Origin of the sequence: Phormidium pseudopriestleyi FRX01 (assembly GCF_017313335.1) — a bacterium.
Taxonomy (GTDB): Bacteria; Cyanobacteriota; Cyanobacteriia; order Cyanobacteriales; family Laspinemataceae; genus Laspinema; species Laspinema pseudopriestleyi.
Genome location: NZ_JAFLQW010000479.1, coordinates 1 through 16,380, shown reverse-complemented (window position 1 = coordinate 16,380; position 16,380 = coordinate 1). Strand labels below are relative to the sequence as shown.

Genomic DNA, 16,380 nt, shown 5'->3' with positions numbered 1-16,380 from the left:
GCGGGGGTTTTTGAATCCCCGCCTGTTATATAGCAATCCTTTATCAGTTGTGGAAGACGTCGGCGGCCCCCAACATAAGGCGGCCCAGAACGGGAGAGGGGAGAAGACAGATGTTATAAATCATTTAGGAATGCTATATAGCAATCCTTTATCAGTTGTGGAAGACGTCGGCGGCCCCCAACCGACGGCGGCCCAGAACGGGAGAGGGGAGAAGACAGATGTTATAAATCATTTAGGGATGCTATAGCTGCTACAAAATAGTTAAATAGGTTTCAGTGGGACTAATCGGCAAGGGCTTCAGGGCTTGATTTTTCAAGTCTATTTCTAATCCTAAAGATTCTAAAGGAATTACGCCTAAAAGCGCGTCTCTTCCTCCGGGTAACTCCAAGCAGTCAAAGGTTCCTTCTCGGTCAAACATCGATAGGGTGGCATCTTGAAAAATTCGGGATTTGCGAATGTCTGTTGCGGTAGCTACGTCTACTTCTTTGAGGAGTTTTAGTCCCAATTTGGCAATGGCCTCTGGGGGTAAACATAAAGTCGTTGCCCCGGTATCTACTAGGACATTGGACAGAGTAATGGACCGAATTTCATCTGGGGTAATTACCCCATCTTCGGCTCGAATTTGGTCGGCGCGATTGATGATTGTTAGAGTGGTAAAAACTTTTCCCCTGTTCTTTTGATTCGCTTCGGACATTTGGGCCTAACCCTAAACAGTTGGAGTAATTTCTTGATTGAGTATAGCTTGAAAATCATGGTCTTCATACTAAGACGAAAAGTTTTAGAGATATTTGCTAATTTTTATTGTATCGAAATCTCTTATTGCGGTACAGCAGGGGTGAGAAACCGGGTTTTTTATCCAAGTTTTTGATAACTTGCGTTAAATTTGGGCAAAAACCCGGTTTCTGGTAGCTTGGAGTTGGATGGTGGGGGTTAGAAACCGGGTTTTTTACAGAGTCTTTGGTAAGTTGCATTAAATTCGGGCAAAAACCCGGTTTCGGGGATTTTTAGTCTGATTCTGTAAAAGCGCCCCACTGTTCCCACCACTGTTTCAATTTATGAGGTGTTCCAGTTGGCAAACTGTCCCCCTGAACCTATCCCTGATCAAACGAACTCAGAGATACTAAACTCGTAGAGACATCTTTATTCTTAGAGGTTAATAGCGATGAGTCAGATTGCTTATTCAACCGATACCCAGATCAGCGATCGCGAACGTGGGTATTTACAACTTCCCCCAGATTATACGGCGATTCAATCGATGCCGGAAGTGTGGCCCCTGGCCCGATCGCAGTTTGGGAATACCCTGGCGTTATGTGACCCTCATGCTAAACCCGTGGTTGAATTGACCTTTGGTCAATTATGCGAGCAAATTCAGCAGTTTGCCGCTGGGATACAATCCTTGGGATTACCGGCGATCGCCGAAAATCTACCCCCCCGAGTCGCCCTCTTTTCTAACGATAGTCCCCGCTGGATGATTGCGGACCAAGGACTGCTGAGTGCAGGTGCAGCGGATGTGGTGCGCGGTGCTGATGCCGATCGCGAGGAACTGCTGTTTATTCTCCAAAATAGCGGCAGTATCGGTCTGGTGGTGGAAAATTTGGCCTTACTCAAAAAACTCCGCCCTCAACTCGATGACTTACCAATCCAGTGGATAATTTATCTCTCCGATGAATCCTTGCCCACGGATGATACCCTGCCGGTACAAATTTTATCCTTTCAACAGGTGATGGCAAAAGGGGCCAGTGCTGCCTTCCAACCTGTCGCCCTCACCCGGGAGACTCTGGCAACCTTAATTTACACCTCCGGGACTACAGGTAAACCCAAAGGGGTGATGCTGACTCACGGTAACCTATTGCATCAAATTGGGAACCTGCCAACCCTTATGCAACCGACACCGGGCGATCGCGTCATTACCATTCTCCCCACCTGGCACAGTTTTGGGCGCATGGGTCAATATTTCTTACTCTCCCGAGGTTGCAGTCAGTTTTACACCAATATTCGCTATCTCAAAGCTGATTTAAAAGAATATCACCCCAAATATACTTTTGGTGTTCCTAGACTTTGGGAATCGATTTATGAAGGGGTACAAAAGCAATTTCGAGAACAACCCGCCAATCGCCAAAAACTTGTAAAAACCTTCTTTGGGTTCTCTCAAAGCTATATTGAAGCGGGTCGAATTTTGCATGGATTGCAGTTGCAACTCGAACCCGCTTCTGGGAGTGAAAAACTCCTGGCGGCCATTAAACGGGCGCTGCTGTGGCCCCTACATACCTTGGGCGATCGCCTAGTGTATGATAAAGTCCGTCAAGCAACCGGGGGTCAACTCAAATATGTGATTAGTGGCGGCGGTTCCCTTGCCATGCATATCGAAAATTTCTTTGAAATTATTGGCATTGATGTGCTCGTTGGGTATGGGTTAACCGAAACCTCCCCAGTCCTCACAGCGCGGCGGTTTTGGAAGAATTTACGGGGTTCGGCGGGTCGTCCGATTCCCTACACCGAACTGCGAATCGTCCACCCGGAAACCCGCGAACCCCTGAAAACCGGGGAACGGGGTTTAGTCTTGGCGCGGGGTCCTCAAATTATGCAGGGATACTACCAAAATCCCGAAGCGACAAGCAAGGCGATCAACCCCGAGGGATGGTTTGATACCGGGGATTTGGGGTGGTTGACTCCCGGCAATGATTTAGTCCTAACGGGTCGCGCCAAAGATACCATTGTCTTAACCAATGGCGAAAATATCGAACCCCAACCGATTGAGGATGCCTGTATCCGCAGTCCTTATATTGACCAAATGATGCTCGTCGGGCAAGACCAAAAGTGCCTCGGGGCCTTGATTGTGCCGAATTTTGAAGCTCTACAAAAATGGGCCGAATCCCAAAACCTGTCCCTGCCTCTACCGGAGAACCTCTCCCCAGGCAATCCTCCCCCAGCATCCGGAACCACAGAAATCGACCTTGCTAGTCCCGCAATTGACAATCTGTTCCGCCAAGAGTTAAATCGGGGGGTAAAAAACCGTCTAGGATATCGTCCCGATGACCGCATCGGACCCTTCTCCCTGTTGAGTGAACCCTTTACGATAGAAAATGGAATGCTCACCCAAACCCTGAAAATTAAACGCCCCGTGATTACGGAACGGTACGGCGATCGCATTGACAAAATGTTCGTCTAATCCACATTAGCCCCGTAGCATGATAGCATAACGGGGCCAATTCTAGGCCAATTTCCCAATTAAACCTTTATCTAGGTCACCTAATATGGATGTCTCTAACTCGAAATTACTGTTGAAGCGCAATACCATTATCAAAGCAATTGTGACTCCTCGCTGGAAAGAAGAAGTACAACAGCAACTGCAAGGACAAATCAATCAAATTGATACCCAACTCCAGCAGCTTGAAATGCAAGCCCAGCAGATGATTTCTGAGATGCAAAAGCAGAGCATTCAACCCCCCGGTCCGCAAATCCAGCAACAAATGGAGTCTGTTAAAATGCAGGCCAATCAACGACAAAGAGAAATGCTGGATCAGAAAAATCAAATTCTCCAAAATCTGCAACAAGTCCAGACTTTTGAAATGGGAGAAGAAGTCGCAAGTGGACAAATAGATAGTTTTTTCTATTTGGAACGCGGCGATGATTTAATCAAAAAAATGCAGGTAGAAATCGTCTTGCGCGATGGCGTCGTTGAGGAAATTCGCGGCGATTTGTAGTCGCCAGGGTCGAGGAGAGGGGGAGGATCTTACAAGAATAGGTTTTTCACGTATAAAATCACCTCCGGTCCCCGGACCTTGGCAAGGGGAGGGTTAGGGTGGGGTCCTCCGGACATGGCAAAGCCACATCCGGAAGAATTAGTGGGTGGAGGGTCCTCCGGACATGGAAAAGCCACGTCACGAAGAAAGAGGTTGGCACCCGGCTTCATATAACAGGCGCGATCGCCGACTGTGAGTGCGTGACGTGGCGATCGCCACGTCCAGAGGACCCCACCCTAACCCTCCCCTTGCCAAGGTCCGGGGACCGGAGGTGTTCTTATGGGTAAAAACCCTACTCTTGTAAGTGAGGGAGGATGGGGAGGATGGGGAGGATGGAAATAAAGTTGATGCTTTATCCTCTAGGCTTCAAATCAGGGGAGATTTCCTCCGGGGACGGATCAAGGTAGAATAAAAACTTGCTTTATTTTAGTTTTGAGCGTCGAAAAGAAGCTACCTATGATTAACGAAGTGTTCATGCCTGCTCTGAGTTCCACGATGACCGAAGGCAAAATTGTCTCTTGGGAAAAAGCGGCGGGGGACAAAGTGGAGAAGGGCGAAACGGTGGTGGTGGTGGAGTCTGACAAAGCAGACATGGACGTAGAGTCCTTCTATGAAGGCTATCTCGCTACGATCCTCGTACAAGCTGGGGAAGCGGCCCCCGTCGGTGCGCCGATCGCTTTGTTAGCCGAAACGGAAGCCGAAATCGAACAGGCGAAGCAGCAAGGGGCGAAACTCAGCAATAAATCGGCTCAACCTGCCGCCCCTGCTCAGTCTACCCCATCCCCTGCACCGGAACCGGCAATGGCTGCGGCGGGATCGACCACCAGTCGTCAAAATGGCCGCACGGTTGCCTCTCCTCGGGCCAAAAAATTAGCCAAGGAATACAAAGTTGATTTGGCAACCCTCTCCGGTAGTGGTCCTTTTGGTCGGATTGTGGCGGAAGATGTCGAAGCAGCAGCAGGTAAGGCCCCCGCACCGACTGCCACCCCACCGCAACCGACGGTAGCAGCACCCCCCAGAATTCCCACCCAGGCAGTCCCTGCGGCCCCCGTCGCCTCCGGCGATGTGGTCCCGTTAAACACCCTGCAAAATGCCGTGGTCCGGAATATGGTAGCGGCGTTGCAAGTGCCGATTTTCCATGTTGGTTATACGATTACAACGGATAAGTTAGACAAACTCTACAAACAGATTAAGTCCAAAGGGGTGACGATGACTGCCCTGCTGGCAAAAGCAGTGGCCCTCACCTTACAGAAACATCCGTTAGTGAATGCCAGCTATGTCGAGGGAGGCATCCAACACCATGCCAATATCAATATTGCTGTGGCAGTCGCAATGGGAGATGGCGGTTTAATTACTCCGGTTCTGCAAAATGCGGACCAAATGGATATTTACTCTCTGTCTCGCACTTGGAAAGATTTGGTGGAACGCGCCCGAGTCAAACAATTGCAACCGACGGAGTATAATAGCGGCACCTTTACCCTGTCGAATTTGGGAATGTATGGGGTGGATAGCTTTGATGCCATCCTGCCTCCGGGTCAGGGTTCGATTCTCGCTATTGGTGGGGCGAAAAATCAAGTCGTTGCCACGGATGATGGGATGATGGGGGTCCGGCGACAAATGCGGGTGAATATTACCTGTGACCACCGGATTATCTATGGTGCGGATGCAGCGGCATTCCTGCAAGATTTAGCCAAGCTGATTGAAACGGACACCCAGTCTCTCACAATGTAATGAAGGGGGTTGGGGAAGAGACCTAACCCCCCAACCCCCTTCCCTGCGAGGGAAGGGGGAGCCGGAAAGACAGATGCTTCTTGCTTAAATTCTATACTTTTCCGCGCATAAAAACCGGAATATTTATACTTTGCGGCTAGTAAAGAGCGGGGTTTCTTATACTTCCCTCTCAGAGAAGACATTCATTCCGCTTACCTCCCTCTCCTCTTAGGGGAGGGCCGGGGGAGGGGTCTCTTCAGTAGATTGACGCACAGTATCCTGTAATCGGAAGGATGAAGGGGGATACTGACACTGGATTCATCCTTCATCCTTCATTCCTCATCCTATAGTGCAATGGTGAATCAAGTGGAATCCAGAAAAACTCTAGCGGTTGATATTGGCGGTAGTGGCACAAAGACCATTATTTTAGATGAAGCAGGAGAAGCGGTAACAAAACGTAACCGCGTTCCGACTCCGAGTCCTGCTAAACCGGAACCTGTGATTGAGGCGATCGCCTCTTTAGCGAAAGAAGAAGGTGAGTTTGCTCGGGTTTCTGTCGGCTTTCCTGGGGTGGTTCGTAATGGAATCATCTATACTGCCGTGAACCTAGACCCGGATTGGGTGGAGTTTAATCTCGCCGAAGCGCTGACAACTGTCTTGGAAAAACCTGTTCGGGTTTGCAATGATGCGGATATCCAAGGTTTAGGTGCAATTTCTGGAACCGGAGTCGAACTCACGATTACCCTCGGGACTGGGTTTGGCAGTGCCTTATTTGTGAATGGATCACTGGTGCCAAATTTGGAACTCGGACATCATCCCTTCCGCAAAGGTCAAACCTACGAGGAACAATTGGGACGTGCGGCGTTGGATAAAATTGGGGATAAACGCTGGAATCGCCGCTTACAAAAAGCGATCGCCTATTTAGAACATTTGTTTAATTACGATCGCCTCTACATTGGCGGCGGTGAAGCTAAAAAAATCACCTTCGATTTACCCTCCAATGTCACCATTGTTCCTAATATCAGTGGGTTGTTAGGGGGAATTGCCTTGTGGCGCGACCCGTAACGTGAATCCAGGATCAGGCGATCGCCTCTCCCTAGATTTAGGTCAAGTGAGTCGAAGGTCAGTAGGGTAAGTCATCTTCATCTTACCCTACTCCGGTTACACTCTAGTCCAGACCAAGTGTTAATCATTCAATAAAACAAACCCTTGAGGAAACGACCATGAAAGCAGTTGTGATGACAGGATTAGGCGCAGCAGCGGATACTTTGAAAGTGCAGGATATTCCGGGTCCGCAATTAGAAGGCGATCGGGATATTTTAGTCCGCCTTCATGCTGCCGGAGTTAATCCCATCGATACTAAAATCCGCCAACGGGGAACCTTTCAGCCGGATCTCACCCCGGATATTCTCGGATGTGATGGCGCGGGAGTCGTCGAGGCGATCGCCTCTGGGGTCCAAACCCTCAACGTAGGAGACGAAGTATATTTTTCTAATGGCGGATTGGGTGGACCTCACGGCAACTATGCCGAATATATTGCGATCGACGAACGATTTGTCGCCAAAAAACCCACCTCTCTCAGCTTTGTAGAAGCGGCAGCAGCACCCCTGGTCCTGATTACCGCCTGGGAAGCACTCTACGACCGCGCACGCTTACAACCGGGTCAAAAAGTGCTAATTCAGGCCGGTGCAGGGGGAGTGGGTCATGTCGCCATCCAACTCGCTAAACTCAAAGGTGCCGAAGTCGCCACCACCGTCAGCACCCCAGAAAAAGCCGAATTTGTCCGCCAATTGGGGGCTGATTTAGTCATTCTGTATAAACAAGAAAATGTCATCGAGACCATCATGAACTGGACCAATGGAGAAGGTGCAGACATCGGATTTGATACCGTCGGTGACAAAACCTTCTTTGAAACTGCTGAAGCGGTGCGCCTATATGGGGATGTAGTCACAATTTTAGAACCGAATCCCGAACATGGCAACTTAAAAACTTCCCGACTCCGTAATCAACGCATCAGTTTTGAATTAATGCTGACTCCAATGTTACAAAATCGGATACCGGAACAAGAAGACCAAGCCAAAATGTTACAGAAATGTGCGCGGCTATTTGATGAAGGGAAACTCAAAATTCATGTAGGTAAAACCTTCCCATTAGAACAAGCAGTAGCGGCCCATCAGTTGTTAGAAACCGGGTCGATGCAAGGAAAAATTGTCCTAACAATGAACAATTAATCCTTTCGTAGTAACGATTTTAGTGGTCCTTATTATGTTCGTAGTAATGCCTTCAGGCATTATCTTATTTTGATTAAGATAACGCCTGAAGGCGTTACTACGAACTAAGGCAATTCAAATTGCTACTACAACCCCCGAAACATTAATACCTTATTTTTAAGATTGTCTAAAATTAAATGAAGAACCTAATAATTTTATGGTTTATAATTTTTGTAATTTTAATCAGTAACTCGCTAATTTGTTTGCCAGTTAATGCAGTAAATTCCTCATTAAATCCTCAAACAGAAACTCTCGAAATCTTAACCCTAGACCAATTACAACAACGGATTAACTCCCCGATTATCTCCGAAGGAGTGCGAACTATTGACTTGCGGGAGTTTTTGATTGATTTAACCCCGAGTAATGCAGAATTTAGAGACAGATTTTACCCTTTGCTACAAAATCAACTGAATCGGTCCGGGACCCCCATCGCCTTGGATTTATCCTATTCCATCATTCAGGGAGACTTTGATGGAAATGAGTTGGGATTGAGAGCACCGCTGTATGGGGATGCATTTTTACCCCTATTCTCAGAACAAGAGCGATCGCAACTGCAACGCGATCGCACCCGGTTGGCAAGGTTGAGTCAACTCTCGCGATCGCTGCTGGGAGTTCCCCCCGAACAAGTGGAAATTACCCTTTTCCAAGAACCGATTAAACTCGTTCATACTCATTTCCGGGGAGAAGTTCATTTTAACCATAGTTTCTTCCTTAATCGAGTTGAAGCAATGGGAGCAATTTTTGATAAATTAGCAGATTGGTCCGAAACTCGGTTTAGTAAACTCAGCAGTTTTGCCGGAGCAAATTTTGTGGCAGAAGTGCGATTTCAGGGAAGTATCTTTTTTCAGGATACGGAATTTAATCAAAGTTTGTTTCAGGGGATAGCTAGTTTTAAAGCAACTCGGTTCGAGGGGTCCGGAGATTTTAATCAAGTCCAGTTTAAACAGCTTGCTAACTTTACCCGATCGCAGTGGAATCGCAATGCGGATTTTAGTGGCTGTCAATGGGACAATCCTGCTTTATTTGACCGCGCCAAGTTTGCTGAATCTCTGTTTTTAACCGAAACAACTTTCCGTAATCTAGCCAGTTTTCGAGAAACTGCGTTTAATCAGTCTATCAATTTGCGGGAAGCGAGTCTGCGCGATCGCGTCGCCTTTAGTGATACAACTTTTGCAAATTCGGCTTCTATCAATGTTGCCGGACTGCGGTTTGATTCAGAATCCGCTAGAATTACCGGCGACCCCGGCCAAATTGGGAAAAAACTTTCCCTCCCCAGTCTTCCTGGCAATGAAACCCTCCTGCGTCAGTTAGTCCGAAATTTCCGCCAACAAGAACAAATTGCTGATGCCAATCAGATGGAATACCTGACAGAACACCTTCGCCAAGAGAATTTGTTCCGTCAATTAATCGGGATTAATATTAATAGCGCCTCTCAACAACAATTAATTAAACTCGGATTGTCAAAAAATCAGGCGGATGCCATTGTCCGCAGTCAAGATGAGCGTATTTTTGGCAGTCTTAGCGAAGTCCTGAACTTACCAGAAATTGACCTTGCCAGTTATATCAAACTCCGCGATCGCGCCGTTGCAGGTCAACCCCTCTCTCTCCCCGGTTGGTTGCGAACCGCCTGCCATTGGTTAGGATTAAGTGCACTCCTACTACTAACACGCTACGGGACCAGCTTTTGGCTAATTTTCGGTGTCGGATTAGTGGCGATCGCCTATTTCAGTCTTTTATTTTGGTTCATCGATCGCTATCGGCGCATCCTTCCCCAACCCATCATTCCCACCGCCTTTGAAACCCCTTGGATGCTATCCACTTGCCTAGGATTAGCCACTACCGGAGTATTCGCCATTATTCGCACCAGTAGCGAACCATTATTAACCCTAACCTGCTTAGGAATTCTGATTATCCCCATCCCCACCCTTTTAATCATCATCCTCTACAAAAAAGGCCGCTATCATAACCTCATCGACTCCAGCTACTTCGTAGAAGATACTGGAATGCGCCAACTCCGCTTGGCGATCGGACGCTTACCCATCATTCCCCGCTTTCCCGCCATGAGAGAACGCTATCTCCCCCTCCTCTGGAACCGCCGATGGAACTGGCTGAATTATTACGATTTCAGCCTCAATAACCTGCTAAAATTTGGCTTCAATGACATCCGCCTGCGAGACGAACATCTCCCCAGCATCATCTCCAGTTTAGTCTGGTATCAATGGACCCTCGGCCTCCTCTATCTCAGCCTCCTCCTCTGGACCCTCTCCCGAACCATCCCCGGATTAAACCTCCTAATTTATCTAAAATAATCTTTCCCCCATCTCTTCCGTGAAAATCCGTGAAATCAGTGGTTAAAAATCCCTAAAATCAGTGGTTAAAAATCCCTAAAATCAGTGGTTAAAAATCCCTAAAATCAGTGGTTAACAAATGAACCTCTCTCACCTATCAGAACTCGTAAAAGTCTTCCTCAAACTCGGCATCATTGGATTTGGAGGTCCAGCGGCACATATTGCCATGATGGAGGATGAAGTCGTCCGTCGGCGGCAATGGTTAACCAAAGAACAATTTCTGGATCTTGTAGGTGCCACTAACTTAATCCCCGGACCCAATTCGACAGAAATGGCGATTCATATTGGCTATATCTATGCCGGTGGGTTAGGATTAATTGTCGCCGGAACTTGTTTTGTTGTCCCTGCTGTTTTAATGACCGTAGCTTTGGGATGGGGATATGTCCAATTTGGAGAATTACCCCAGGTTTATCCTTTGTTATATGGCATCAAACCGGCGGTTTTAGCGGTGATTTTTACCGCCTTGTGGCGCTTGGGGAAAAAGGCGGTGAAGTCTCGGGAACTGTTGATGATTGCGATCGCCACGGCGATTGCAGTCTGGTTCGGCGTGAATGAAGTAGTCGCCTTATTGTTAGGCGGACTCTTCGGTGCCGTTTGGCTGAATTTACGTCATCAATCGACTTTAAACGCATGGCTTTTTGGGTTGTTTTTATCCCAAACTCCCAGTCTTGTATCTCCGGTTCAATTGGTCAATTCAGAACCCGTTCCTTTGTGGAAATTGGGGTTATTTTTTCTGAAAGTAGGTAGCGTTTTATATGGCAGTGGTTATGTCTTAATTGCCTTTTTACAAGGTCAAGTAGTCGATGAATTTGGCTGGTTGACTCAGCAACAGTTATTAGATGCGGTGGCAATGGGTCAAGTCACTCCGGGTCCTTTGCTGACCACGGCAACTTTTATCGGCTATGTAATTGGCGGATTTCCCGGTGCGATTGTCTCGACTTTGGGGATTACCTTGCCATCGTTTCTGTTTGTGTTAATTCTCAATCCCTGGATTCCGCGCTTGAGATCGAGTAAATGGACTTCAGCGTTTTTAGATGCGATTAATGTTAGTGCAGTGGCACTCATGGCGGTGGTGACGGTTCAATTAGCGGTGAGCACTCTCCAAATTAATTTTATTGGAATACCGCTAGGGACTGCGCTGTTAGGGATTGATTGGATAGCGGCTTTGATTGCGGCGATCGCCGCTATTTTTGCCTTAGTTTGGCGGATCAATGCTGCTTGGTTAGTCTTCGGGGGTGCGATCGCCGGTTGGCTGGTCCATATTCTGGGTTAACATTCCCATCCGATTTGTAGGCAATTTGAACCGATTTGAACGTTTAGGCGGGAGTTTTCACCCCCGCCGGTTATCCGTTGATACTAAGCGTTAAGACCGTCCAATTCCCACATAGCGGAATCCAGCTTTTTGCAGTTGTTCACGATTGAGGAAATTGCGACCATCAATCATGACGGCATGGTTCATCAATTTCGCCATTTTCTCATAATTTAAACTTAGGAATTGCTGCCAATCCGTGACCAGAACTAAAGCATCGCAACCATCGGCCAATCGTTCTGGGTCAGTTTCTACCAATACCCCACTCAATCCCTGACCAATCCCAGTTTGAGAAACAATTGGGTCATAGGCTTTCACTTTCGCACCGAGACGGTTGAGTTGTTCAATTAAATTCAACGCCGGTGCATCGCGCATATCGTCGGTATCGGGTTTGAAGGTTAATCCTAACAATCCAATCGTTTTACCTTTGAGAATTTTCAGTTCATGTTGCAATTTTTCAATGGCAATCTGACGCTGACGTTTGTTCACTTCGATCGCCGCTTTGAGTAACTGAGCATCATAGCCATAGTCATCAGCAGTATGCACCATTGCCGACACATCTTTGGGGAAACAGGAACCCCCCCAACCGATACCCGCTTGCAGGAATTTAGTGCCAATTCGGGAGTCGAGACCCATGCCTTTAGCGACTTGAACTACATCGGCACCGACGCGATCGCAAACGTTGGCGATTTCGTTGATAAAGCTAATTTTAGTCGCTAGGAACGCATTGGCGGCATATTTAATCATTTCTGCCGAACTGATGTCAGTCAAAACCACGGGAACTGGTGGCAAGGAAGCATCTTCTGCAAACTTGCGCTGGATGATGGTTTCATAGAGTTTTTCCATCATTTTGAGTGCGCGTTCGTTGTTGCTGCCGAGAACGATGCGATCGGGATTAAAGGTGTCATAAACCGCTGACCCTTCCCGCAGGAATTCGGGATTACTGACCACATCAAATTCCACACCGAGTTGTTTAGCAGTTTCGTCCTTACTGCCTTCATTTTGATGACGTTCGGTAACCCCATCGAGGACAATCATCCTTACCCAGTCACCGGAACCGATGGGAACTGTAGATTTATTGACGATGACTTTATACCCTTTATCCAGATGAGCACCGATGCCTCGCGCTACGGCTTCTACATAGCGGGTATCACTTTCTCCGGTGGGGAGGGGAGGGGTACCCACAGCAATGAATAAAATCTCACCGTGGGAGACGCCATATTGTAAGTCGGTGGTGAATTCTAAGCGTCCGGCTTCCGAGGACTCCTGCATGATTTCGGAGAGTCCCGGTTCATAAATTGGGGACCGTCCGGATTTCATTAATTTGACTTTTTCTTCGTTATTGTCCACACAAATCACATGATGACCTGTGTATGCTAAACAAGCTCCGGTCACTAAGCCAACGTATCCGGTACCAATAACACAAACGCGCATATAAGGTATCTCCTGCTCTCTTTATAGAAGTCTATCCCATGAAAAAGGGGGAAAATCTTTTGAACTGGATGGGGGGAGAAATGCTAGGGAATCTCTAATTTTGTCCCCCGTTGATTTCATCCTAACTTTCAATTGTAGGCGATCGCTGATTTTGGCTTCCCGGCTCCTTCATCCTGTTCATTTTTTGTATGCTGCACCCTAACGTAATCGCGATTATACTCTATCCCATTTTGGGGAATATCTCCACTCCCTAGCGAGATGATTCTCATCAGGAGGGATTACCCCGTTCGGTTACTTAGATATCAGGCGATCGCGAAAATCTTCTATGGTCATTTTTAATCCTTCATCCACATGAATTTTTGGCTCCCATCCCAACCAAGTCTTCGCCAGGGTGATATCCGGTTGGCGTTGGCGCGGATCATCTTGAGGAAGGGGCTTAAATTGAATATCCGCATCCGGATTCACCATTTTCTGGATTTTTTCAGCCAGTTGTAAAATCGTGTATTCATCCGGATTTCCCAAATTTATAGGACCGATATGTTCGCCATTCATCAAGCGCATTAACCCTTCTACTAAGTCAGAAACATAGCAGAAACTCCGAGTTTGGGAACCATCGCCATAGACAGTTAATGGAATCCCCCGCAAGGCTTGCACGACAAAATTGCTGACCACTCGTCCATCATTTTCTAACATTCTGGACCCGAACGTATTAAAAATTCGAGCCACCCGAATATCTACATTATTTTGACGATGGTAATCAAAACAGAGGGTTTCTGCCACTCGTTTTCCTTCGTCGTAACAACTCCGAATTCCGATGGTATTGACATTCCCCCGATAGTCTTCGGTTTGAGGATGCACATCTGGGTCCCCATAGACTTCCGAGGTAGAAGCCATTAAAAGTCTTGCTTTAACTCGCTTGGCGAGTCCCAACATATTCATCGTGCCAATGACGCTGGTTTTAATGGTTTTTACCGGGTTGTACTGATAGTGAACCGGCGATGCCGGACAAGCTAAATGATAAATTTGTTCAACTTCTAACCGAATCGGTTCTGTCACATCGTGGCGAATCAGTTCAAAATAGGGATTCCCGAACCATTTACTGATATTGCGCTTATCGCCGGTAAAAAAGTTATCCAGGCATAAGACATCATGTCCTTGTTCCATTAACCGATCAATAAGATGGGAACCGATAAAACCGGCACCCCCCGTAACCAATATTCTCATACTTTTAAGCTACTTAGAGTTAGAAAGGACAGAGCCATTGGCTCAAAACTTGGCATTCCGTTAATTTCTTTTCTAAAATAACAAAAAAAGCGCCTAAAAGGGCGCTTTTGAAGCAAAGTTAATTAAAACTTTACGTTTTTTTATAAAACCCTTAAAACTCCCAGTTTTAAGTGCGATCGAGCTTGAGGACCGCCATAAATGCTTCCTGGGGGACATCGACGGTCCCGATCGCCTTGAGGCGTTTCTTACCCTTGGCTTGCTTTTTCAGCAGTTTCTTCTTCCGGGAGATGTCCCCGCCATAACATTTGGCTAACACATCCTTTCGCAGGGCGGGAATATTTTCGCTGGCAATCACCCGAGACCCAATCGATGCCTGGAGTGGGACCTTAAATTGATGGCGGGGGATCAACTCCTTGAGTTTTTCTACCAAGGCGCGACCCATGACATAGGCTTTGTCCCGATGGACAATCATCGCCAGAGCATCCACGAGGTCATTTTTAATCAGAATATCCATCCGCACCAACGGATTCTCCCGGTAGCCAATCACATGATATTCCATGCTGGCATACCCGCGCGATCGCGACTTCATCTGGTCAAAAAAGTCCGTCACCACCTCCGCCAAAGGCAACTCATACACCAACGTGGTCCGTTCCGGGGTCAGGTACTTCATATCCGTAAACTCCCCACGCCGAGTCTGACAGAGTTCCATCAAAGCCCCCACGTAGGTTTCCGGGGTAATCATCTCCACCCGCACATAAGGCTCCTCAATTTTTTCCCGTTCTTGGGGACCGGGTAATAGACTGGGATTATCAACGTAAACCTTTTCCCCATTGATTTTGGTCACCAGATAAACCACCGAGGGGGCAGTGGTGATTAAATCCAGGTCATACTCCCGTTCTAGGCGTTCCTGGACGATTTCCATGTGCAGCAATCCCAGGAATCCGCAGCGGAAACCAAACCCCATCGCGCTGGAGGTTTCCGGTTCATAAGAGAGGGATGCATCGTTGAGCTTGAGGCGTTGCAGGGCTTCGCGCAGGTCCTCGAATTGGTCGGCATCCGTGGGGAATAGGCCACAGAAGACCATTGGATTGGCTTCGGTGTAGCCCGGTAGGGGGGTTTCTGCCGGGTTTTGCGCCAAGGTGATGGTATCGCCAACCCGGGCATCTTCGACGGTTTTGATGGCAGCGGCGAGATAGCCCACTTCCCCGGCGTGCAGTTCATCCAGGGGTTGTTGGGTAGGGCAGAGGATGCCAATTTCATCGGCATGGTATTCCTTCCCGGCGACCATGAGTCGGACCCGATCGCCTTTTTTGAGGGTCCCATCCATCACCCGAAAATAGGCGATCGCCCCGCGATAGGCATCGTAATAACTATCAAAAATCAACGCTCGCAGGGGAGCATCCACGGTATCTTGGGGCGCGGGGATCCGATTAACGATCGCCTCCAAAATCTCATCAATTCCGATCCCCTCTTTCGCTGAAGCGAGAATGGCATTGGAGCAATCCAGACCAATGATTTGTTCAATTTCATTTTTAACCCGTTCCGGTTCTGCTCCGGGTAGGTCAATTTTATTCAACACTGGAATAATTGCTAAATCATATTCCAGGGCCAGGTAAAGATTCGCCAGGGTTTGGGCCTCGACTCCTTGGGAGGCATCCACCACCAACAGCGCCCCTTCACAAGCGGCCAGCGATCGGGAGACTTCGTAGGAAAAATCCACATGACCCGGGGTATCGATTAAATTGAGGACATATTTTTCCCCATCTTTTGCCCGATAGTTCATCCGGGCCGCTTGCAGCTTGATCGTAATGCCGCGCTCCCGTTCCAGTTCCATATTATCGAGGAACTGTTGCTTCATGGCCCGTTTTTCCACTGTGCCGGTCACCTGGAGGAGACGGTCGGCCAAGGTGGATTTTCCGTGGTCGATATGAGCAATGATTGAAAAGTTACGAATGCGAGATACAGGAACGTCGGTCATACGCTTTTGTCAGTTATCGGCGCGATAGGCGGAGGATGCAATGGGCAAGATGGTTTTAACAAGAGTCGTCACCCCCGGTCACTCAGACCCCGGCGATTCCCTTGCCCTCACCCTATTTCTTAACACATTTTAAGACTTTTCGGGTCCAGACGGTCCCACTCTGAGCAGTGAACCCATTGGCGATCGTCCGATCGCATTTACCGAGAATCGGCGTAAAGCCCCCTGATTTATCCGTGGGGATATGAGCCGACCGTGTTAAAATAGTAAAAGCGAGTAAGAATAATCATCTGCGTGATTATTGCATTCACGTCTTCGGTGAAATTCCGGCACAGTAAGTCACTACTGCCTTGATCCGCCAGCCTAT

Annotated in this window: 13 protein-coding genes; 8 read left to right on the top strand and 5 right to left on the bottom strand. The window is 47.9% G+C overall.

Annotation, left to right across the window (positions count from 1 at the left end; all coding sequences use genetic code 11):
• Window positions 1-247, top strand: a 247-nt coding sequence (locus J0895_RS18345; RefSeq protein ID WP_207089451.1) for a hypothetical protein, incomplete at its 5' end; no start/stop codon positions are given.
• Window positions 248-250: 3 nt separating this feature from the next.
• On the opposite strand, the gene J0895_RS18340 is transcribed toward J0895_RS18345, so the two are convergent.
• The gene (locus J0895_RS18340) at window positions 251-694 is read right to left on the bottom strand and encodes an aspartyl protease family protein (RefSeq protein WP_207089450.1); all 444 of its coding nucleotides are present in this window, start codon (window positions 692-694) and stop codon (window positions 251-253) included.
• Between the two features lie 468 nt (window positions 695-1,162).
• Between J0895_RS18340 and J0895_RS18335 the strand changes: the two genes are divergently transcribed.
• The 7 genes from J0895_RS18335 to chrA all read left to right on the top strand — a co-directional run bounded on the left by J0895_RS18335 (window position 1,163) and on the right by chrA (window position 11,344).
• Window positions 1,163-3,169 carry an AMP-dependent synthetase/ligase gene (locus tag J0895_RS18335; RefSeq protein ID WP_207089449.1) on the top strand — a complete coding sequence of 669 codons (2,007 nt, stop codon included), beginning with the start codon at window positions 1,163-1,165 and terminating at the stop codon, window positions 3,167-3,169.
• Between the two features lie 85 nt (window positions 3,170-3,254).
• Window positions 3,255-3,704 (top strand): YlqD family protein, encoded by a 450-nt coding sequence (locus J0895_RS18330; protein WP_207089448.1) that lies wholly within the window; start codon window positions 3,255-3,257, stop codon window positions 3,702-3,704.
• 495 nt (window positions 3,705-4,199) lie between these two features.
• Window positions 4,200-5,474, top strand: a complete 1,275-nt coding sequence (locus J0895_RS18325) for a dihydrolipoamide acetyltransferase family protein (RefSeq protein WP_207089447.1) — start codon at window positions 4,200-4,202, stop codon at window positions 5,472-5,474.
• 333 nt (window positions 5,475-5,807) lie between these two features.
• Complete coding sequence (locus tag J0895_RS18320; RefSeq protein ID WP_207089446.1) at window positions 5,808-6,518, top strand: ROK family protein; 711 nt, start codon at window positions 5,808-5,810, stop codon at window positions 6,516-6,518.
• A 158-nt stretch (window positions 6,519-6,676) separates the two neighbouring features.
• Complete coding sequence (locus tag J0895_RS18315) at window positions 6,677-7,684, top strand: zinc-dependent alcohol dehydrogenase family protein (RefSeq protein WP_207089445.1); 1,008 nt, start codon at window positions 6,677-6,679, stop codon at window positions 7,682-7,684.
• A 242-nt stretch (window positions 7,685-7,926) separates the two neighbouring features.
• The gene (locus J0895_RS18310; protein WP_242541399.1) at window positions 7,927-10,032 is read left to right on the top strand and encodes a pentapeptide repeat-containing protein; all 2,106 of its coding nucleotides are present in this window, start codon (window positions 7,927-7,929) and stop codon (window positions 10,030-10,032) included.
• Window positions 10,033-10,150: 118 nt separating this feature from the next.
• Window positions 10,151-11,344 carry a chromate efflux transporter gene (gene chrA / locus J0895_RS18305; protein WP_207089443.1) on the top strand — a complete coding sequence of 398 codons (1,194 nt, stop codon included), beginning with the start codon at window positions 10,151-10,153 and terminating at the stop codon, window positions 11,342-11,344.
• A gap of 90 nt (window positions 11,345-11,434) precedes the next feature.
• Here chrA and J0895_RS18300 read toward each other — a convergent pair whose 3' ends face one another.
• The 4 genes from J0895_RS18300 to lepA all read right to left on the bottom strand — a co-directional run bounded on the left by J0895_RS18300 (window position 11,435) and on the right by lepA (window position 16,016).
• Window positions 11,435-12,814 (bottom strand): UDP-glucose dehydrogenase family protein, encoded by a 1,380-nt coding sequence (locus J0895_RS18300; protein ID WP_207089442.1) that lies wholly within the window; start codon window positions 12,812-12,814, stop codon window positions 11,435-11,437.
• Between the two features lie 128 nt (window positions 12,815-12,942).
• Window positions 12,943-13,083, bottom strand: a complete 141-nt coding sequence (locus J0895_RS18295) for a hypothetical protein (protein WP_207089441.1) — start codon at window positions 13,081-13,083, stop codon at window positions 12,943-12,945.
• A gap of 22 nt (window positions 13,084-13,105) precedes the next feature.
• Window positions 13,106-14,038: a UDP-glucuronic acid decarboxylase family protein gene (locus J0895_RS18290; protein ID WP_207089440.1), complete on the bottom strand. Its 933-nt coding sequence runs from the start codon at window positions 14,036-14,038 to the stop codon at window positions 13,106-13,108.
• A gap of 166 nt (window positions 14,039-14,204) precedes the next feature.
• Window positions 14,205-16,016 carry a translation elongation factor 4 gene (lepA, locus tag J0895_RS18285; protein ID WP_207089439.1) on the bottom strand — a complete coding sequence of 604 codons (1,812 nt, stop codon included), beginning with the start codon at window positions 16,014-16,016 and terminating at the stop codon, window positions 14,205-14,207.
• Window positions 16,017-16,380 lie beyond the last annotated feature (364 nt).